Here is a 20,024-nt window from a genome sequence, read left to right as displayed (position 1 = left end):
CGGATGATCCGTCCGGCGGCGTTCGCCGTTCGTGAAGCCCTGACCAGCCCTGATCAGCACCGATCGATCTTGATCGAGCCCGGTCAGGTCAGGCCGGGCCGGAGCCGCTCAGGTCTGGTCGGCCTCGCCGGTGGCCTGCTCCTGGGCCTCCTCGGGGGAGGTCTCCAGGTCGTCGCTCGCCTGCGCGGCGTTCGCCGTCTGCTTGTCCAGGCCGACCCAGCTCGTCACGCTCTCCACCGCGAACAACACGCCGAGATAGAGCGTGAGCGCGGCCAGCACCCACGTCATCACGCCCAGCACGGCGCCGACGCTGATGATCAGCAGCCGGAGCTCCCAGCCGAGCCCCGCCCTGAACACCCAGGGGGCGGGCCAGATGCTCTGCCGCGTCCGGTACACCGTGTCGTAGGTGTGGTAGCCGATCACGTAGATCAGCACGTAGAGCAGCCACTTGGGCGCGTCGACCGCGAGGCCGACGAGGATGATCGTGAGGAACTCGGTCCCCCGGATCAGCGGCGGCGCGAGCCAGTCGAGCTTGCCGAGGTGGTCGCGGGCCGCGGTGGGCAGCACCAGGACGATCATGACCAGTGCCGGGACGAGCAGGATCGGCCCCTCCACCAGTAGCCCGGTCACGGCCATCGCGATGATCGCCAGCAGCGCGGCGAGCGTGGCGGGAACCGGGGGCAGCCCCGGCCCCACCTTGTCGCGGAGCAGCGTCACCAGCGGGCCGTCGTCGCGGTAGGCGAGCAGCCGCGCGGTCTGCACGCGCAACCGCTCCTCGTACGGATCCGGAACGGGGGTGGTCTGCGGCTGGGTGATCATGCGAGAGACCTCATCAGGCGTCCGGTGAGCGAGTAGGCGGCACCGATGCCGCCCCAGATGATCAGAGTGAGGAAGGTGATCCTGGCGTCGAACAGGGCGCTGACGATCGCGATGGCGGCGAAACGCTCGCCGATGGGGAACACGATCATCTTGCGGGCCCAGTGCACGGCGCGGTATCTGCCGGCCCTGCCCCACATCTTCAGCAGGCTGCGGATCCCGCCGGTCACCGCGTTCTTGCGCTCCTCCAGCGCCTGGCGCAGCCCGGTGTCGGCGCTCACCGTGAGCGGGACCGACGGCAGCGGCGACGGGGGCTTGCGCCGGTTCGCCGCGCCGTAGGAGAAGTCGAGGAGGTGCCTGATGGACTGCACGCCGAGCGCGATCAGCGCGAGCGTCCAGACGTCGCCCACCCCGGAGACCGCCGCGCCGACCGCCAGGCCCGCGAAGACCACGTATTCCTTGAACCGGTCGAACGTGGCGTCCAGCCACGCCCCGAGCACGCCGAACTTACGGGCGTATCGTGCGACCTGGCCGTCCACGCAGTCGAACACGAACGCGAAGTAGATCAGCACGCCGCCCGCGACCATCCCGGCCCGCTCACCGGTGGCGAAGCACAGCGCCGCCGCCACGCCCAGCGCGATGGAGATCAACGTGACCTGGTTGGGGGTGAGACCCCGCCTCGCCGCCCATCGGGCGATGAACCGGGAGTAGGTGCTGACGAAGTACGTGGTGAAGAAGCCGTCGGCGCCCTTCACCGCGTTGTCCAGCCGCGCCCTGTCCTCGTTGAACGTGGACATCTCGGCCAGCGCCTCCGCGGCCTGCTCGGGAGTGGACACCCGGCGGAAGAACAGGTCCCGGCGGCCGCGGATGCCGACGGAGACGCCCTTGCGCACCAGCCCCAGCACCAGCAGCTGGACCAGGTCGTCCTCGGGCCCCAGCAGGTGGGCCATGTCGGCCAGCTCGCGGGCGGCCTCCGCGAGGACGGGCGCGTGCTTGTGGTGCAGGTGCAGCGGGCCGAGCAGGACCGAGTTGGGCCTGGTCACCCCATGGAAGGCCGAGCCCACCGAGATGACCCGGGACCTGCGGGCGCGCACCCTGACGGGCAGACCCTCCAGCGTCCGCTCGCCGATCTCCGGCAGCGCCTCCTCGATCGGGACGTCCGGGACGACGACGTCGCCGTTCTCGTCCTCCTCGCGCGGCTCCTTGACGATCAGCGCGAGGGCTCCGCGCTTCGACTTGGTGATCTGGTAGATCAGCTCGTCGTGGATCAGCGAGTTGGCCGGAAGGAGAAGCAGGTTCTCGGTGGCGTACTCGACCGCGTCGGCCACGGCGCGCAGGTCACCGGCGAGGTCGGAGGTCTCGACAAGGCTGCCGGGGAAGCCCCGGTGGGCGGCGGCGTCGCCCGAGCGGACGATGGTCACCGGCTCGGAGTCGAGTGAGGCGAGCTGGCCGTGCAGCTTGCCGATCACCGTGGGGCAGCCGGGAAGCGCGGGCAGGGGCAACGCGGCGGGCGTCACCTGGCCGGGAGCGGCATCGGGGCCGGGCGATGAGCCCAGCAGGACCACGCGGGGCATGGCACCCTTTCGTGCGGAGACGGTGTGAGGCGGTGTAACCGGGGGCGGCATTTCGCCAGGGGCCAAAGTTTAGTGAGTTTTAGGTGAACAACACGCACCAGTGATCTATCCGTGTCGTTTGATCATGGTTCCACCTCTGCCAAGTGGACCGTCCCACTACACTGTGCGGGTGAGTCTGTACCGTGACGACGGCATCGTGCTGCGCACCCACAAGCTGGGAGAGGCCGACCGTATCGTCACCGTGCTGACCCGCCGGATGGGCAAGATCCGGGGCGTCGCCAAGGGGGTCCGGCGGACAACATCACGATTTGGCGGACGGCTGGAGCCGTTCACCCACGTCGATCTCCAGCTCCACACCGGCCGTACGCTCGACATGATCACCCAGGCCGAGACCATCAGGCCGTACGGCGAGTCGCTCGTCTCCGACTACCCGCGCTACACGGCGGGCACCGCGATGCTGGAGACCGCCGACCGCCTGGTCATGGGGGAGAAAGAGCCGGCGCTGCGCCAGTTCCTGCTGCTCGTCGGCGGTCTGCGCACGCTCGGCTCAGGTGATCACGAGGCCAGGCTCGTCCTGGACGCCTACTTCCTGCGCTCCCTCGCGGTGGCCGGTTACGCCCCCGCCCTGGAGGCATGCGCCCGCTGCAAGGCCGTCTCGGTACGGGCCTTCGCCATCGTGGCCGGTGGCGTCGTGTGCGGCGCCTGCCGCCCCGCGGGAGCGGCGGTGCCCGAGGGAGAGACGCTCGCCCTGATGGTGGCGCTGCTCAAGGGCGACTGGTCCACCGCGGACGCCTCCGTCGCCCGGCACCGCGCCGAGTGCAGCGGCCTGGTCGCCGCGTATCTCCAGTGGCACCTCGAACACGGCATACGCTCTCTTCGACACGTAGAAAGGGAGCACGCCACGTGAACGTCCGCCCACCCGTCCCGCATCCCTCCGGTGCCACCCCGCCCCCGATCCCGCGCGACCTCGTGCCCCGGCACGTGGCGATCGTGATGGACGGCAACGGACGGTGGGCCAAGCAGCGCGGCCTGCCCCGCACCGAGGGCCACAAGGCGGGTGAGGCGTCGCTCTTCGACGTGATCGAGGGCGCGATCGAGCTCGGCGTCCCCTACCTGTCGGCCTACGCCTTCTCCACGGAGAACTGGAAGCGCTCCCCCGACGAGGTCCGCTTCCTGATGGGTTTCAACCGCGACGTCATCCGCCGCCGCAGGGACCAGCTTCACGCGATGGGCGTGCGGGTCCGCTGGGCCGGTCGTCCGGGACGGCTGTGGAGGAGCGTCATCCAGGAGTTGCGCGACGCCGAGGAGATGACCAAGGACAACTCCACGCTGACCCTGCAGTTCTGCGTCAACTACGGAGGCCGGGCCGAGATCGTGGACGCCGCCCTGCGTCTCGCGCAGGACATCGCCGACGGACGGGTCAAGCCGGGCCGGGTGAAGGAGGAGACCTTCGCCCGCTATCTGGACGAGCCGCAGATTCCCGACGTCGATCTGTTCGTGCGGTCCTCGGGGGAGCAGCGCATCTCCAACTTCCTGATCTGGCAGACGGCGTACGCCGAGATGGTCTTCCTCAACCGCCTCTGGCCCGACTTCGACCGCCGCGATCTGTGGGAGGCATGCGAGACGTACGCCAAGCGCGACAGGAGATACGGGGGAGCGGTGCCGAACGTGGTCGCGCCCGCACGGGACGCCTCGGGCGGCGCCGCGGGATGAGGCGGGTACCGGCCCGCGCGGCCCGGCTCAGGGTGTCACCTGGCCGGGCCTCGGACCTCGCGGGGCCGGCACCCCGGTCGTCAGGCTCGGCGTCGTGCGCGGTAGGCGGCGACGTGCATCCGGTTTCCACAGGTGCGGCTGTCGCAGTAGACCCGCGAGCGGTTGCGTGACTCGTCCACGAAGACGTGGTCGCAGTCGGGGGCCGAGCAGGTGCGCAGGCGCTCCCACTCGTCCTCGACGAGCAGGTGGGCGAGCGCGACCCCGATGTCGGCCGCGAGGTGGTCGTGGAGCGAGGCGTCCGGCGCGAAGTAGTGGACGTGCAGGGGGTGGCCGTCGTGCTCGGTCAGGCGCGGGGTGATGCGGGTCCCGCTCAGCAGGGTGTTCAGCCGGATGACCGCGGTGGGCTGGTCGGGGGCGGTGAAGACCTTGTGGAAGGACTCGCGCAGCGCGCGCACCTGGGCCAGGTCGGCGGCGTTCAGCTCGCCGATCCCGCTGACCTCCCAGCGTGCCACGAAGTCGCTGAGTTTCCGCAGGTCGGTCAGGGTGTCTTCGCCTCCGGTGGAGGGGGAGGTGTTGACCAGGTCGACCGCGGTGGCGAGTGAGTGCACCATGTCATGTCCGAATGGCATGTTGACTCCCGTATAAGCGATTGCAGCGTGAGGGCGCGTACGGCGGCTCGCCGTGTCGGAAGCGTATCTCTCCGGTGAACCTCCGGTGCCCTCTCGCGCACGCCCGTCGCGGCGGCGTGCCCTGTGTTATAAGGCATTCTATGCAATTATGTCCTGCTATTGCATGATATGTCCGATGGGTTAAGAATCGCTTTCCTCGCACGCGCGGCCTCCCGGGCCGTCCGCTCAGGCGCGGCTCGGCGTGCGCAGCGGTTTGGCGGCGGTGGAGCAGGAGGCGCAGGTGCCGAAGACCTCCACCGTGTGGGTGATCTCGGTGAAACCGTGCTCGGAGCCGATGGCCTCGGCCCACCGCTCCACCGCGGGCCCGGCCACCTCCACCGTACGGCCGCACCTGCGGCAGACCAGGTGGTGGTGGTGGTCGCCGCTGGCGCACGCCCGGTACACCGACTCGCCGTCGTCGGTTCTCAGCACGTCGACGTGGCCGGTGTCGGAGAGCGCCTGGAGCGCCCGGTAGACGGTGGTCAGTCCGATCTTGGCGCCTTCCGCGCGCATCTCCGCGTAGACGTCCTGCGCGCTGCGGAAACCCTCGCTCTGCCGGAGGATCGCGTGGACGGCATCACGCCTGTTGCTCATGACTGAACTCCTGAGATCGGCTTCGACGTACGAATCTACCGAGCCCGAGGGCGAGGACGAACCCCGCGAGAGCGACGACGACGATGATCGCGCCCGGTGGGACCTCGACGTAGAAGGAGGAGGTCAGACCACCGACCGTGGAGATCATTCCGAACAGCATGGAAAGAAGCATCGTGCTCACGAACCCCCGGGTGAGCTGCTGACTGGTCGCCACCGGCACCACCATCAACGCGCTCACCAGAAGCAATCCTACGACGCGCATGGCGATGACCACGGTGAGCGCGGCGGTCACCGCGATCAGCAGGCTGAGGAAGCGGACCGGCAGGCCACCGGCCTTGGCGACCTCCTCGTCCTGGCACAGCACGTAGAGCTCCCGCCCGAAGACGGTCACCACACCGAGCACCGCCACCGCCAGCAGGCCGATCACCCACACGTCCTCGACGGTGACGCTGCTGATCGAGCCGAACAGGTAGGACATCAGCGTGGCGTTGCTGCCACCGGGAGCCAGTGAGATGAGCAGCACGCCTCCGGCGATACCGCCGTAGAACAGCAGCGCGAGCGCCACGTCCCCGCTGGTCCTGCCGCGCGCGCGAACCAGCTCGATCGCCACGGCGCCCAGGATCGAGACCACCACGGCCGTCAGCACCGGGGCGGTTCCGGTCAGGAAGCCCAGCGCCACCCCGGTCAGCGCGACGTGCCCGATGCCGTCACCCAGCAGGGCGAGGCGGCGCTGCACCATGAACGTGCCGATGGCGGGGGCGGCCAGGCCGACCAGGAGGGCGGCGATCAGTGCCCGCTGCATGAAGTCGAACCGCAGAAGCTCGATCACGGGATCGGCCTCCAGTCGAGCGGGCTCACGGGCTCCTCCTCGCCGTGCGGATGCACATGGTCGTGGCCGGGCAGCGCGTGCGTGCCGACCGCCCGGGGCGGCGGGCCGTCGTGGCACACGTACCCGTCCCTGAGGACCACCGCGCGGGTGATCAGGGGTTCCAGCGGGCCCAGCTCGTGCGCGACCAGCAGGACCGTCTTGCCCTGGTCGACGAGCGTGGACAGGGTCTCCGCGAGGAGCCGCTGGCTCTCGGCGTCGACGCCCGCGGTGGGCTCGTCCATGACGAAGGTGTCCGGCTCCCCGGCGAGGGCACGGGCGATCAGCACCCGCTGCTGCTGCCCGCCGGACAGCGCCTGCACCGGGTCGGAGGCGCGGTGGGCCATTCCGACGGCCGCCAGGGCCCTGCCGGTCGCCTCGCGGTCGGCCGCGCCGGTCGGACGCAGGCGTCGCTGCCTCGCGATCCTGCCGGAGGCGACGACCTCGCGGATCGTGGTCGGCACGCCCCCGCCCACCGAGAGCCGCTGGGGCACGTAGCCGATCCGCCACCAGTCGCGGAACCGGGCGGGGGTTTTGTCGTAGAGGAAGGTCTCGCCGCCGGACAGGGGGACGAGGCCGAGCAGGGCGCGGATGAGGGTGGACTTCCCCGATCCGTTCGCACCGAGCACCGCCACCGCCTCACCTGGCTCGACGGACAGGTCGATGCCGCGAAGCACCGGACGGCGGTCCAGGTTGACCTGGCCGCCGTTCATGGTGAAGACCGTTTTAGTGGATGTCACGTGTGACCTTTACGAGCAGCTGAGTGCTTCCTGGAGTGTGGAGAGGTTCTGGCGCATGGCGGACAGGTAGTCGCCGTTCGCCGGCTGGCTTTCCACGGGGTCGAGGACCGCGGTCTTCGCACCGACCTCCTGGGCGAGGATCTCCGCGACCTTCGGGCTGACGAGGGTTTCGGTGAAAATCGTAGTTACTTTCTCCTGCTTGGCCACTTTTGCCACTTCGGCGAGGCGGGCGGGAGAGGGCTCGGCATCGGGATCGAGGCCGCTGATGCCGATCTGGTGCAGCTTGTAGCGATCGGCGAGATAGCTGAACGCGGCGTGGGCGGTGACGATCGCGTCCGAGGAACAGGTCGCCAGGCCCTTGGCCAGCTCCTGGTCCAGGGCGGTGAGTTCGCCGGCGGTGGCGGCGGCGCGGTCCCGGTAGCCCTGCGCGTGCGCGGGGTCGGCGGCGGCCAGCCTCTCGCCGAGCTTGGTGGCGACCGTCGCGAAGCGGGCCGGGTCGAGCCAGAGATGGGGGTCGTGGCCGACATCCCCGTGCTCGTGTCCCTCCTCGTCGTGGTGTTCCTCCTCCGCGACCGCGGGAAGGGGGGTGATCGCGGTGGCCGCGTCGAAGGCCCGGTCGGCGGCGTGCTGCTCGACGGCCTCGTCCACCGCGGGCTGGATCCCCTTGATGTAGACGACGAGTCCCGTCTTCTCCAGCCCGCCCACCTGCACCGGGGACAGCTCCAGGTCGTGCGGCTCGACGCCGGGTTTGGTCAGGCCCGTGACGGCCGCGTCGGGGCCGCCCACCCGCTCGGCGAGCCACTGCAAGGGATACATGGCCGCGGTGACGGTGGGTTTCCCGTCCGCGGAATCACTTGAGGCCCCCCCGGGTGAGCCGCTGGCCGGACCGGCTTCCGTGCCGCAGGCGGCGGTGGCGGCGAGGAGGACGGCGGAGGCAGCCAGGCTGACATTACGTATGCGGATACGTCGGGAGGACTCGGACATCATGCCATCTAGTATGCGCGCAAATGAAAACGATTGTCAAAATCGAGCGCGAAGGAGTTCGCGGAAGGAGTCGGCACATGTCCCGGGGGAGTCGCCGCGCGACGGCCGAGAGGGCCACCTCCGGCAGGGAAGGACTCCGCTGCCCGGCGTTGCCCGGCTCGTTTCGGATGCCCCCGCGTGTCCGGCACCGGATAACGATGCCGTACGTCGCGGCGGTAACCGGGGAGAGGGGGCGGGGAACGGGTGACGGCCTCGGCGAGGTGCCGGCCAGGCCGTCCTGTACGCGTCCCGCCGTAGCCCCCTGCGAAGACCCTGGAGACCGAGGACCCTGCGAGGACCCTGCGAGGACCCTGGAGACCGAAGAGTTGGTAAGGGTTCCGGAAGAGGCGAAGGCGGCGTCAGAAGGCGCCGAAGCGGTCGGCGGCGAGCAGGATCAGGAAGGTGAGCAGCGCGACGCGCAGGAGACGCCCCCCGGCCCCCAGAGACGGCCACGACATGTAGGCGAGCCAGCCGACGAACCCGATCACCGGAAGCACGGCGAGACCGCCCCAGAAGGACGGCACCGCGAAACCGGCCAGCAGGAGGGCCACCAGGACCACGGGGACGATCCAGCGGGGGAGCTGGAACAGGAAGACCAGCGGGGCCGCGCTGTGCCGCTCGACCTTCCGCCTCAGCCCGGTCGCCCCCGGCGTGAAGAACTGCTCACCCGGGGGCAGCGGGCGCCTGCCCTGCCTGGGGCGGGGCTGTGCCAGCGGGTGTGCGGGCCGTTCCTCACGCTTTTCTGCCACGGGTCGAGCCTAACGCCACCACGCCCGCCATGACATGCCCCGCCCCCGACCTCTGCCCCCGCTCTCGGACCCGCTCACCACGCTCGGACCTCGGGCCCGCCGGCCGTGCTCGCCTCTCGAACCCCGGACGGATCTCGGGTTCCGGACCCGCCCACCGTGCGCGGCCCCGGGAGGCGTCCGCCGGGCCGGGAGCCGGCTCTGGCATGCTGGGCGGGTGCTTGCTCTCATCCGCTACTCGGTGCCACCCGGCCAGACCGAGGAGTTCACGCTCCGGGCCCACGAGATCGTCGACACCCTGGCCGGGCAGCCGGGCTACGTGAGCGGCCGGGTGTCGAGGTCGGTGGACGAGCCGGAGCTGTGGGCGCTGGTCAGCGAGTGGGAGGGCGCGGGCTTCTACCGCAGGGCGCTGGGCGCGGCGCGGATGGCGATGTATCCGCTGATGACACTCATGATCAACGAGCCGAGCGCGTTCGAGGACGTCGAGCGTCCCTGACCTTTCGCCCGGCGTCCAGGTGAGGCTTTGCCGGGGGTGAAGCGGGCGGCGTGGTTCATCCGCACGTTCCGTGAGCCCGTCTCCCCTAAGCTGGAGGCTCAATCAATTCCTCGCCGACCTCCAGCCGGATGGAGATTCTCCCTTATGGCACGCCGCACGGACATCATGGACACCATCGTCAGCCTCGCCAAACGGCGTGGTCTTGTGTATCCCTCCAGCGAGATCTACGGCGGCCTGCGCGCGTCGTGGGACTATGGTCCGCTGGGCGTGGAGCTCAAGAACAACGTGAAGCGGCAGTGGTGGAAGACCGTGGTGCAGGGGCGTGACGACGTGGTCGGCCTCGACTCCTCGGTGATCCTCGCCCGAGAGGTGTGGCAGGCCAGTGGTCACGTGGAGACCTTCACGGATCCGTTGACCGAGTGCCAGTCGTGTCACAAGCGCTACCGGGCCGACCACCTCGAAGAGGCGTACACCGAAAAACACGGGAAGCACCCCGTCAACGGCCTGGCCGACATCGCCTGCCCCAACTGCGGCACCAAGGGCGCCTTCACCTCGCCGAAGCAGTTCAGCGGCCTGCTGAAGACCTACCTCGGCGCGGTCGAGGACGAGTCGGGCCTCGCCTACCTGCGTCCCGAGACCGCCCAGGGCATCTTCATCAACTACCTCAACGTGCAGCAGTCGGCGCGCAGGAAGATCCCGTTCGGCATCGGCCAGATCGGCAAGTCGTTCCGCAACGAGATCACCCCGGGCAACTTCATCTTCCGCACCCGCGAGTTCGAGCAGATGGAGATGGAGTTCTTCGTCAAGCCGGGCAGCGACGAGGAGTGGCACCAGTACTGGATCGACGAGCGCTTCCGCTGGTACACCGACCTGGGCATCAACAAGGACAACCTGCGCATCTACGAGCACCCGCAGGAGAAGCTCTCCCACTACTCCAAGCGGACCGTCGACATCGAGTACCGCTTCAACTTCACCGGCACCGAGTGGGGCGAGCTCGAGGGCATCGCCAACCGCACCGACTTCGACCTGACCGCGCACAGCAAGGCCTCCGGCACCGACCTCAGCTTCTTCGAGCAGGACACCGGTGAGCGCTACGTCCCGTACGTGATCGAGCCGGCCGCCGGTGTCGACCGCGCCACGCTCACCTTCCTGATCGACGCCTACACCGAGGACGAGGCGCCCAACGCCAAGGGCGTGATGGAGAAGCGCACGGTCATGCGCCTCGACCACCGGCTCGCGCCGGTCAAGGTCGCGGTGCTCCCGCTGTCGCGCAACGCCGACCTGTCGCCCAAGGCCAAGGATCTGGCGGCCCAGCTCCGCCGCCGGTGGAACGTCGAGTTCGACGACGCGGGGGCGATCGGCCGCCGCTACCGCCGCCAGGACGAGATCGGCACGCCGTTCTGCATCACCGTCGACTTCGACACCCTCGACGACCAGGCGGTGACCATCCGCGAGCGCGACTCGATGGCCCAGGAGCGCGTGGCTCTCGACCAGGTCGACTCCTACCTTCGTCAGCACCTCAACGACTAAGGCCCACCCGACCGGTCACGGCCGGCGACCCCGTTCGCGGGGTCGCCGGCCGTCGTCGTTCCCGCGCGGCGCGGTTCTCCCCGCGAGGCTTCCCGGTGCGGCTCTCCTCCCGCCCTTTCTCCTCCCACTCGTCTCCGAGCTCTCCTCCCACTCGTCTCCGAACGGCCCGCCTCCCCCTCGCCTCCGCCCCGGTGGCTCCCGGCAGGGGCTTTTCCCAGGGTGAGCCGGGCGAAAGACGAGATAAAAAGCGGGCTTACGGCGGTTTTCGGGTCTTTTTGATGACATCAGGGTGATCGTTCGTTCAATGAAGGGGGAGAACGATGGCGCACGTATCACCCTGGAAAGCCGTTCCCGGGGTCGTGGCCCTCGCCGGGGTCGTCTTCCTGCTCACCGGAAGTGCCGCTCACGCCGACCCGCGACCCACGCACGACGCGGTCGAGTTGCGGCTGCTCGTCGACGACTGTCCCGCCTCGACCTCCGCGACCGCCCGGTGACCGGGTACGCGGAGCACGTGCGGGAGATCCCGTCCGGCATGGACGGCGGAGCGGAAAGGGCGCCGGAGAGCACCGTGCTCGGACGGGCGTTGTTCGAGGTCAAGCGGGTGATCGTCGGACAGGACCGGATGGTCGAGCGCCTGCTCGTCGCGGTCCTCGCCAGGGGGCACTGCCTGCTGGAGGGGGTTCCCGGCATCGCCAAGACGCTGGCGGCCGAGACGCTCGCGGGCGTCGTGGGCGGCTCGTTCGCCCGGATCCAGTTCACTCCCGACCTGGTGCCCGCCGATATCGTCGGCACCCGTATCTACCGGCCGTCCACGGAGAGCTTCGACACCGAGCTGGGCCCCGTGATGGCCAACTTCGTGCTCGCCGACGAGATCAACAGGGCTCCGGCCAAGGTCCAGTCGGCGTTGCTCGAGGTGATGGCCGAGCGCCAGGTGAGCATCGGCGGTCGCACCCACCCGGTGCCCGCCCCGTTCCTGGTCCTGGCGACCCAGAACCCGATCGAGTCCGAGGGGGTCTACCACCTGCCGGAAGCCCAGCGGGACCGCTTCCTGATGAAGATCGACGTGGGATACCCGAGCGAGTCGGAGGAACTCGCGATCCTCTACCGGATGAGCATCGGCCGGCCGGTCTCCCGGCAGGTGCTCGATTCGGAGCGACTGCTTGAGCTCCAGAGGGCCGTGGACGACGTCTTCGTCCACCACGCCGTCGCCGAGTACGCGGTCCGGCTGGTGTACGCGACCCGGGAGCCCGCGCGGTTCGGGCTGGCGGACGTCGCACCGCTGCTGGCCTACGGCGCGAGCCCTCGGGCGACGCTCGGCCTGGTGGCCGCGGCCCGCGCGCTGGCGCTGCTGCGCGGCCGTGACTACGTCCTGCCCGAGGACATCGCGGACCTGGCCGGCGACGTGATCGCGCATCGGCTGGTGCCGTCGTTCGACGCGCTGGCCGACGACGTCCCCCCGCGCCGGATCGTGGACCGGGTGGTCACGGCGATCCCGATGCCCAGGATCGCCCCCGGGCAGGGAGAGGCGGCCTGATGCGGCACCTGCTGTCCGAGCGGGTGCTCAGGCGGCTGGAGCTGACGGTCGTCAGGCGTCTCGACGGGCTGCTCCAGGGAGATCACCGGGGGCTCACCCTCGGACCCGGTGGCGATCTCGCCGAGGCGAGAGCGTACGCGCCGGGCGACGACGTGCGCCGGATGGACTGGAACGTCACCGCCCGCACGGCGGAGCCGCACGTACGCGACATGATCGCCGACCGTGAGCTGGAGACCTGGGTGTTGCTCGACGCCAGCGCCAGCATGGACTTCGGCACCGCGCTGATGGAGAAACGGGAACTCGCGCTCGCCGCCCTCGCGGCGATCGGTTTCCTCACCGAGCGGACGGGCAACCGCGTCGGGGCGCACATCCTGCACGGCGGCGAGGTGCGGCGGTTCCCCGCCAGGAGCGGGCGCCCGCATCTCATGGCGCTGCTCGGCGCCGTGTTCTCGCTGCCGCGCACCGAGCCGGGCATCCCGGCGCCGCGCCTCGGACCGGCCGCCGACGATCTCCGCCGCGTGGTGCGCCGCCGCGGGCTCGTGGTCGTCGTCTCGGACTTCCTCGACCCTCCGGAGACCTGGGAGAGGGCGTTGCGCCATCTCGCGCTGCGCCACCAGCTCCTCGCGGTGGAGGTCGTGGATCCCAGGGAGCTGACGCTGCCCGACGTGGGGGTGCTCACCCTCGTCGACCCGGAGACCGGCCGCCGCAGGGAGGTCTCCACGGCCGGTGGTCGTCTGCGCGAGCGCTACGCCGAGGCCGCCGCGAGTCAGCGGGCGGCGATCGCGACCGCGCTGCGCCGGTCGGGGGCCGCGCACCTGCGGCTGGACACCGATCGGGACTGGGTCCGCGACCTGGTCCGTCATGTCGTGCTCCAGCGCCGCCTGGCGCGGGCCCGTGGGGCGAGTGGTGCGAACGGTGCGAGAGGTGGTGCGGCATGACCTTTCTGTCCCCTGTCTGGTTGTGGCTGCTGGTGCCCGCGCTGATGATCGCGGTCCTCTACGTGGTCATGTATCTGCGGCGCAGCCGCTACGCCCTGCGGTTCACGAATCTGGACCTGCTGGACAAGCTGGCGCCCAGGAGGCCCGGGTGGCGCAGGCACGTGCCCGCCACGGCGTTCATGGCGATGCTGGTGCTCCTCGTCGTCGGGTTCGCGCGGCCGACGGCCGAGGTGCGGGTCCCGAGAGAGGAGGCGACGATCGTCGTGGCGTTCGACGTCTCGGCGTCGATGCAGGCCACCGATGTGGCGCCCGACCGGTTCACCGCGGCGCGGGAGGCCGCGCGGCGGTTCGTCGAGGACCTGCCCTCCCGGTTCAACCTCGGCCTGGTCACCTTCTCGTCCTCGGCCTCGGTGAGCGTGCCGCCCACCGACGACAGGGCGGCGGTGCTGTCCGCGATCGACCGGCTCACCACGGACGCCGGTACGGCGATCGGCGAGGCGGTGTTCTCGTCCCTGGACGCGATCGACGCCCTGGAGGCCCAGGAACGGCCGCCCGCCCACATCGTGCTGATGTCCGACGGGTCGAGCACCATGGGGCGGTCACCGGAGCTGGCGGCACAGGAGGCGACCTCCAGGGGCGTGCCGGTCTCGACCATCGCGTACGGCACCTCCAAGGGCACGATCCAGCTGGGCGGCAGGGAGACCCTGGTGCCGGTGGACGGCCCCGCGCTGCGCGAGCTGGCGGAAGGCACCGGCGGGGGTTTCTACGAGGCGGCCTCCGGTGACGAGTTGCGGGCGGTCTACGACGACATCGGCAGCTCGGTGGGCTACCGGACCGAGAGGCAGGAGATCTGGCCGTGGTTCGTCGGGGTGGCCCTGCTGGGGGCGGTCGTGGCGGCCGGAACCTCCCTGTTCTGGTTCTCAAGGATCCTGTGAGGAGTCGGCCATGGTGACATCGCACGATCGGCTCTCGGGTCTCGGACGGCCTCGCGGACCGGGTTTCACACCGGGGGACCCGCCCCTGGCCGCGCCACCGGAGGAGCCGGGGCCGCGCCCCGGTCCGGCGGCCACCGCGCGGAAGGCGGGGGCCGCACGCGTCCTGGTCGCCGCGGCGCTCGTCGCCGCGGTCACCGGCGGCGCGGCGGGCGTCGCGGGGGCCCGGCTGGCGGGAGACGGGCAGGCGGCCCCGGCGGCGCTGCCCCGGTCCACCGCGGGCCCGGTCGGCTCGTCCGGCCCCGCGGGGGCCGCGGGCGGCCTCAGCGGTACGGCGGCCAAGGTGTTGCCGAGTGTCGTGTCGGTCGAGTCGGGGCGGGGCTCGGGATCGGGCTTCGTGATCGACGGCTCGGGGCACCTGCTCACCAACGCGCACGTCCTCACCGGTGGCGCGGGCGTCACCGTGGTGCTCAACGACGGGCGGCGCCTGCCCGCCACCGTCGTGGGCACCGACGCGGCGTACGACCTGGCGGTGCTCAGGGTGAACGACACCCGCGCTCTGGTCCCGGCGGAGCTGGGGAGGTCCGCGGACGTCGCGGTGGGCGACCAGGTGCTGGCCATCGGCTCCCCGCTGGGCCTGGCGGGTACGGTCACCGGCGGCATCGTCAGCGCTCTCGACCGCCAGGTGAGGCTGGGCGGGAACGGGAGCGGGGGCGGGCAGACCGCTCTGCAGACCGACGCCTCCATCAATCCCGGCAACTCCGGAGGCCCGCTGGTCAACGCCAGGGGCGAGGTGATCGGGATCAACACCGCGATCGCGACGCTCTCGCGGCGGGGGAGCGGGTCGATCGGCATCGGTTTCGCCATCCCGATCGACCGGGCGGCCCCCGTCGCCGAGCGGATCATCCGGGGGTGACGGGGTGACGGGGTGACGGGGCGACGGGGCGAACAGAGGCGGACGAAAGCGAAGGGAAGGGAATGCGAGGGAAGAGAAGCGCGGTATGGCGGTGGCATCCGCGTTTCCGGCCGCGCACGACCTAGGTTCGTACCATGCGACTGCTCGTTGTCGAAGATGAGGAAGATCTGGTCGACGCCCTGCGGGTGGGGCTCGTCCGGGCCGGATACGCGGTCGACGTCGCCTACGACGTGGCCCAGGCGCGGGAGAAGCTCCAGGTCAACTCGTACGACCTGGTCCTTCTCGACCTCAACCTGCCCGGAGGGGACGGCTTCGAGGTGTGCAGGGCGCTGCGCGGCACCGACCAGGGCCAGGCCGTGCGGATCATCATGGTGACCGCGCGGGACCGGCTGGACGACCGGGTCAGAGGGCTGGACGAGGGCGCCGACGACTACCTGGTCAAGCCGTTCGCCTTCCCCGAACTCCTGGCCCGCGTCCGCGCGCTGCTGCGCAGGGAGCCCGGCGGCGGGACGGCGATCCTGCAGGTGGGCTCGCTGCGGCTGGACACCTCCCGGGTGGAGGCTCACTCGGCCGGACGCGAGCTGGGACTCACCCCCAAGGAGTTCGGTGTCCTGCACTATCTGATGACCCGTCCCGGGCACGTCGTCTCCGCCGAGGAGCTCCTGGAACACGTCTGGGACGAGCACACCGACCCGTTCACCAACACCGTACGGGTGACGGTGGGAAACCTGCGGCGCAAGCTCGGAGCCGACGCCGTGATCGAGACCGTGGTCAGCAAGGGCTACCGGCTGAGGGAGGACACGTGAGGTTCTCCTTCGTGCAGACGATCCGCTTCCGGCTCACCGTGCTCTACTCCAGCCTGCTGTTCCTGCTCTGCGCCCTGGTCATCGGCGTGCTGTACGTCGCCGTGGCCAGGAGCGCGGAGGAGCGGCCCTACACCGTCCAGCAGGCCAAGCTCTACAGCGTCGACACCGAGCGCTACGTGGGCAAGGCCCCCGTCGTCGAACTCGCCGAGGTGGAGAACGCGGTCAACCTGCTCACCCTGCGGACCCTGCGCGACTACTCGTTCCTCACCCTGGGCGGGCTCTTCCTGGTGAGCTTCGGCATCGGCTGGGTGCTGTCGGGCCGGGTGTTGCGTCCGGTGCGCTCGATCACCAGGGCCGCCGCCGAGATCCAGGGCACCGACCTGTCGCGGCGGATCCTGCTCACCGGTCCGAAGGACGAGCTCCGCGACCTCGCAGACACCGTCGACACCATGCTCGGCCGCCTTGAGGGCGCCTTCCTGGCGCAGCGGCGGCTGATCGACGACGCCTCCCACGAACTGCGCAGCCCGCTGGCCATCATCCGGGCGAACGTGGACGCCGTCCTCGCCTCGCCCGACAGCACCGAGGAGGAGCGGATGCGGGCGGTGGCCATCGTGGACCGGGCCACCACCCGGATGACCCGCCTGGTCGAGGATCTGCTCGCGACCGCGCGCCGGTCCGCGCCCGCGCTCGCCGACGCCGAGGTGGACGTGGGCGCGCTCGCCGCCGAGGCGGCCGAGGAGTTCACCGCGCTCGCCGCGGGGCGCGGGCTGTCGATCCGCAAGGCGCTGCCCGCAGGACTGCGCGGGGTGGGGGACCACGACGCCCTGCGCCGGGCGGTGGGCAACCTGCTCTCCAACGCGGTACGGCTCGCGCCGGGCGGGAGCGAGGTCGTCGTGGCGGCCGGCCGTAGGGAGGGCTGGATCTGGGTCGCGGTGCGCGACGCCGGCCCGGGGGTGCCCGAGGACGACCAGACGCGGGTGTTCGACCGTTTCTGGCGCGGCCAGACCAGCCGCCGCGACCGGCACAGCGGGCTGGGCCTGGCGATCGTCCGCCAGATCGTGGAGTCGCACGGCGGGCACGTGCGGTTGTTCTCCCGGCTGGGCGAGGGGAGCGTGTTCGTGCTGTGGCTCCCGTCGGGAGAGGGCCCCGCGGAAGGCGATGTCCCCGACCTGAACCCTCTCGCGGAAGTGGACCTGGCGGGTCGCTGAACCGGTCGTGAACGGGGTTGAATGCCGGAAAAATTGGTTTATACCAATTGGTGTAAACCAATTTCCCAGGTGATCGATATCCTTACGCATTTGGCCGTGATTTGAATTGGATTAGACCGGTGCACGTGCTCTGAGCTGCGATAATGCTGTTTCACGTGGTGGGTGCCGTTTCGTTGCCTTGTTCGTCGGTAGAGTCCGGATGGAGGCGGAACCAGACATCGTTCTGAAGTCGCAGAAGGAGCAACCGTGCCGAAGTACGTTTACGACTTCACCGAGGGCAACAAAGATCTAAGGGATCTGCTCGGAGGTAAGGGAGCGAACCTCGCCGAGATGACCAACCTCGGGCTGCCGGTTCCCCCCGGCTTCACCATCACCACCGAGGCGTGCCGGAGCTTCCTCGCGAACGGGACCCTGCCCGAGGGGATGCAGGAGGAGGTCTCCGCGCACCTGGCCGCCCTGGAGGCCGCGATGGGCCGCCGCCTCGGCCAGGCCGACGACCCGCTCCTGGTGAGCGTGCGCTCGGGGGCCGCCTTCTCCATGCCCGGCATGATGGAGACCGTTCTCAACATCGGGCTCAACGACGACTCGGTTCACGGACTGGTCAAGCAGGCGGGCGGCAACGAGCGCTTCGCCTGGGACTCCTACCGGCGCCTCATCCAGATGTTCGGCAAGACCGTCCAGGGCATCGACGGCGAGCTCTTCGACGGCGCCCTGGAGGAGCTCAAGGACGGCCGCGACGACCTGGAGCTGGAGGCGGCCGACTTCAGGCGCCTGGTCGCGACGTACAAGGAGATCGTCTACGCCAAGACCGGCGAGGACTTCCCCGCCGACCCCCACCGGCAGATGCGCATGGCGGTGGAGGCCGTGTTCGCGTCGTGGAACGCCCCCCGCGCGGTGCTGTACCGCCGCCAGGAACGCATCCCCGCCGACCTGGGCACCGCGGTCAGCGTCTGCTCGATGGTCTTCGGCAACTGCGGCATGGACTCGGGCACCGGGGTGGCCTTCACCCGCGACCCCGGCAGCGGCCAGCAGGGCGTGTACGGCGACTACCTGCAGAACGCCCAGGGCGAGGACGTGGTCGCGGGCATCCGCAACACCATGCGGCTGCAGGAGCTGGAGAGCCTCGACAAGCCCGTCTACGACGAGCTCATGCGGACCATGGAGACGCTGGAGAACCACTACCGCGACCTGTGCGACATCGAGTTCACGGTCGAGCGCGGCAAGCTCTGGATGCTCCAGACCCGCGTGGGCAAGCGGACCCCGGGCGCCGCGTTCCGCATCGCCGTCCAGCTCGTCGACCAGGGCGTCATCGACCTGGACGAGGCCGTGACCCGCGTGTCCGGCGACCAGCTCGCCCAGCTCATGTTCCCCCGCTTCGCCGACGACGCCGGCACCAAGATGATCGCGAGGGGGATGAACGCCTCGCCGGGCGCGGCGGTCGGCAAGGCCGTCTTCTCCACGGCCAGGGCCGTCGAGCTCGCCGGGCGCGGAGAGGCCGTCATCCTGGTCCGCCGCGAGACCAACCCCGACGACCTCGCCGGGATGATCGCCGCCCAGGGCGTGCTGACGAGCCGCGGGGGCAAGACCTCGCACGCCGCCGTGGTCGCGAGGGGCATGGGCAGGACCTGCGTCTGCGGCGCCGAGGAGCTGGAGGTCTCCGCCAGGGACCGCACGTTCACCACGGCCTCCGGCCTCGTGGTCTCCGAGGGAGAGGTGATCTCCATCGACGGCACCAGCGGGGCCGTCTACCTCGGCGAGGTGCCCGTGGTCCCCTCCCCGGTCGTGGAGTACTTCGAGGGCTCGGGCGACCGGGGCGACGAGCTCGTCCGCGCCGTGCACCGGATCATGTCCCACGCCGACGAGGTACGCAGGATGGCCGTACGCGCCAACGCCGACACCGGCGAGGACTCCGCGAGGGCTCGCAGGTTCGGCGCCCAGGGCATCGGCCTCTGCCGCACCGAGCACATGTTCCTCGGCGACCGTCGAGCCCTGGTCGAGGACCTGGTGCTGGCCGTCTCCGACGAGGAGCGCGAGCGGGCGCTGGCCGCGCTGGAGCCGCTGCAGCGGGCGGACTTCACGGAGATCTTCCAGGCGATGGAGGGCATGCCCGTCACGATCCGCCTGATCGACCCGCCGCTGCACGAGTTCCTGCCCGACTACACCGAACTGTCGGTGCGGGTCGCCCTCGCCGGTGACGCGGCGGAGGAGAAGGACCGTAAGCTCCTCGCCGCGCTCAAGCGGCTCCACGAGGAGAACCCGATGCTGGGCCTGCGCGGCGTGCGGCTCGGCCTGGTCATCCCCGGCGTGTTCGCCATGCAGGTCCGGGCGATCGCGGCGGCGGCCAAGGCCGTGCCGGGCAGCCGCCCGGAGATCATGATCCCGCTGGTGGCCGCCGTCCAGGAGCTGGAACACGTGCGGGACGAGGCGCGGCGGATCCTCGCGGAGGCCGGGGTCGAGGCGCTGATCGGCACGATGATCGAGGTGCCCCGCGCGGCGCTCACCGCCGGGCAGATCGCCGAAGCCGCCGAGTTCTTCTCGTTCGGCACCAACGACCTGACCCAGATGACGTGGGGCTTCTCCCGGGACGACGTCGAGGCCGCCTTCTTCTCCAAGTATCTGGAGCTGGGCGTCTTCGGGGTCTCCCCGTTCGAGACCCTGGACCGCGACGGCGTCGGCAGGCTCGTGGAGATCGCCGTCGAGCAGGGCCGCGCGACCCGGCCCGACCTGAAGCTGGGCATCTGCGGCGAGCACGGCGGTGACCCGGACTCGATCCACTTCTGCCACCAGGCCGGTCTCGACTACGTGTCCTGCTCGCCGTTCCGCATCCCGGTCGCCCGCCTGGAGGCCGCCCGCGCCACCCTGGTGTGCGAGGGCTCGGACACTCGCTGACACCCGCTGACCCTCGCGGTCGGCACCCCGACTTCG

Annotated in this window: 20 protein-coding genes; 12 read left to right on the top strand and 8 right to left on the bottom strand. The window is 70.4% G+C overall.

Annotated elements, in window-relative coordinates; genetic code table 11:
- Positions 1 to 108: 108 nt before the first annotated feature.
- A complete protein-coding gene (locus ABT352_RS11635) occupies positions 109 to 819 on the bottom strand; it encodes a DUF5941 domain-containing protein (protein ID WP_350944509.1) in 711 nt (236 codons plus the stop codon).
- Positions 816 to 2,390 carry a CDP-alcohol phosphatidyltransferase family protein gene (locus ABT352_RS11630; protein ID WP_350944508.1) on the bottom strand — a complete coding sequence of 525 codons (1,575 nt, stop codon included), beginning with the start codon at positions 2,388 to 2,390 and terminating at the stop codon, positions 816 to 818. Before ABT352_RS11630 ends, ABT352_RS11635 begins: the two co-directional genes overlap by 4 nt.
- Positions 2,391 to 2,559: 169 nt before the next feature.
- On the opposite strand from ABT352_RS11630, the gene recO reads away from it, so the two are divergent.
- Together recO and ABT352_RS11620 are read left to right on the top strand one after the other, a co-directional pair.
- Positions 2,560 to 3,297, top strand: a complete 738-nt coding sequence (gene recO, locus ABT352_RS11625; protein WP_350944506.1) for a DNA repair protein RecO — start codon at positions 2,560 to 2,562, stop codon at positions 3,295 to 3,297.
- A complete protein-coding gene (locus tag ABT352_RS11620; protein WP_350944504.1) occupies positions 3,294 to 4,103 on the top strand; it encodes an isoprenyl transferase in 810 nt (269 codons plus the stop codon). Before recO ends, ABT352_RS11620 begins: the two co-directional genes overlap by 4 nt.
- An 80-nt stretch (positions 4,104 to 4,183) precedes the next feature.
- Here ABT352_RS11620 and ABT352_RS11615 read toward each other — a convergent pair whose 3' ends face one another.
- The 6 genes from ABT352_RS11615 to ABT352_RS11590 all read right to left on the bottom strand — a co-directional run bounded on the left by ABT352_RS11615 (position 4,184) and on the right by ABT352_RS11590 (position 8,742).
- On the bottom strand, positions 4,184 to 4,732 hold the full coding sequence (locus tag ABT352_RS11615) for a CGNR zinc finger domain-containing protein (RefSeq protein ID WP_350944502.1): 549 nt from the start codon (positions 4,730 to 4,732) through the stop codon (positions 4,184 to 4,186).
- 225 nt (positions 4,733 to 4,957) lie between these two features.
- Positions 4,958 to 5,365 (bottom strand): Fur family transcriptional regulator, encoded by a 408-nt coding sequence (locus tag ABT352_RS11610; RefSeq protein WP_350944500.1) that lies wholly within the window; start codon positions 5,363 to 5,365, stop codon positions 4,958 to 4,960.
- Positions 5,349 to 6,194 carry a metal ABC transporter permease gene (locus ABT352_RS11605; RefSeq protein WP_350944498.1) on the bottom strand — a complete coding sequence of 282 codons (846 nt, stop codon included), beginning with the start codon at positions 6,192 to 6,194 and terminating at the stop codon, positions 5,349 to 5,351. The genes ABT352_RS11610 and ABT352_RS11605 overlap by 17 nt, the downstream gene beginning before the upstream one ends.
- Positions 6,191 to 6,943: a metal ABC transporter ATP-binding protein gene (locus ABT352_RS11600; protein WP_350944839.1), complete on the bottom strand. Its 753-nt coding sequence runs from the start codon at positions 6,941 to 6,943 to the stop codon at positions 6,191 to 6,193. The genes ABT352_RS11605 and ABT352_RS11600 overlap by 4 nt, the downstream gene beginning before the upstream one ends.
- A gap of 36 nt (positions 6,944 to 6,979) precedes the next feature.
- Positions 6,980 to 7,786, bottom strand: coding sequence for a metal ABC transporter substrate-binding protein (locus tag ABT352_RS11595; RefSeq protein ID WP_350944496.1), 807 nt, complete (start codon positions 7,784 to 7,786; stop codon positions 6,980 to 6,982).
- Between the two features lie 566 nt (positions 7,787 to 8,352).
- A complete protein-coding gene (locus ABT352_RS11590; protein WP_350944494.1) occupies positions 8,353 to 8,742 on the bottom strand; it encodes a DUF6703 family protein in 390 nt (129 codons plus the stop codon).
- A 214-nt stretch (positions 8,743 to 8,956) separates the two neighbouring features.
- Between ABT352_RS11590 and ABT352_RS11585 the strand changes: the two genes are divergently transcribed.
- The 10 genes from ABT352_RS11585 (at position 8,957) to ppdK (ending at position 19,988) form a co-directional block, all read left to right on the top strand.
- Complete coding sequence (locus tag ABT352_RS11585; RefSeq protein WP_350944492.1) at positions 8,957 to 9,235, top strand: antibiotic biosynthesis monooxygenase family protein; 279 nt, start codon at positions 8,957 to 8,959, stop codon at positions 9,233 to 9,235.
- A gap of 144 nt (positions 9,236 to 9,379) precedes the next feature.
- A complete protein-coding gene (locus ABT352_RS11580; protein WP_350944490.1) occupies positions 9,380 to 10,765 on the top strand; it encodes a glycine--tRNA ligase in 1,386 nt (461 codons plus the stop codon).
- Between the two features lie 320 nt (positions 10,766 to 11,085).
- Positions 11,086 to 11,259, top strand: a complete 174-nt coding sequence (locus tag ABT352_RS11575) for a hypothetical protein (RefSeq protein WP_350944488.1) — start codon at positions 11,086 to 11,088, stop codon at positions 11,257 to 11,259.
- Positions 11,260 to 11,297: 38 nt separating this feature from the next.
- A complete protein-coding gene (locus tag ABT352_RS11570; RefSeq protein ID WP_350944837.1) occupies positions 11,298 to 12,299 on the top strand; it encodes an AAA family ATPase in 1,002 nt (333 codons plus the stop codon).
- A complete protein-coding gene (locus ABT352_RS11565; protein ID WP_350944486.1) occupies positions 12,299 to 13,237 on the top strand; it encodes a DUF58 domain-containing protein in 939 nt (312 codons plus the stop codon). Before ABT352_RS11570 ends, ABT352_RS11565 begins: the two co-directional genes overlap by 1 nt.
- On the top strand, positions 13,234 to 14,172 hold the full coding sequence (locus ABT352_RS11560) for a VWA domain-containing protein (RefSeq protein ID WP_350944484.1): 939 nt from the start codon (positions 13,234 to 13,236) through the stop codon (positions 14,170 to 14,172). The genes ABT352_RS11565 and ABT352_RS11560 overlap by 4 nt, the downstream gene beginning before the upstream one ends.
- A gap of 10 nt (positions 14,173 to 14,182) precedes the next feature.
- Positions 14,183 to 15,085, top strand: coding sequence for a S1C family serine protease (locus ABT352_RS11555; protein ID WP_350944482.1), 903 nt, complete (start codon positions 14,183 to 14,185; stop codon positions 15,083 to 15,085).
- Positions 15,086 to 15,219: 134 nt separating this feature from the next.
- Positions 15,220 to 15,891, top strand: a complete 672-nt coding sequence (locus ABT352_RS11550; RefSeq protein WP_350944480.1) for a response regulator transcription factor — start codon at positions 15,220 to 15,222, stop codon at positions 15,889 to 15,891.
- Positions 15,888 to 17,099 carry a sensor histidine kinase gene (locus tag ABT352_RS11545; protein WP_350944478.1) on the top strand — a complete coding sequence of 404 codons (1,212 nt, stop codon included), beginning with the start codon at positions 15,888 to 15,890 and terminating at the stop codon, positions 17,097 to 17,099. The genes ABT352_RS11550 and ABT352_RS11545 overlap by 4 nt, the downstream gene beginning before the upstream one ends.
- A gap of 246 nt (positions 17,100 to 17,345) precedes the next feature.
- Positions 17,346 to 19,988: a pyruvate, phosphate dikinase gene (gene ppdK / locus ABT352_RS11540; RefSeq protein WP_350944477.1), complete on the top strand. Its 2,643-nt coding sequence runs from the start codon at positions 17,346 to 17,348 to the stop codon at positions 19,986 to 19,988.
- Positions 19,989 to 20,024: the final 36 nt, after the last annotated feature.

This window comes from Streptosporangium sp. NPDC000563 (assembly GCF_040299985.1).
In the GTDB taxonomy this organism is placed as follows: Bacteria; Actinomycetota; Actinomycetes; order Streptosporangiales; family Streptosporangiaceae; genus Streptosporangium.
Note: the sequence above shows the minus strand (reverse complement) of the source record. Positions and strands in the feature narration are given on the sequence as shown.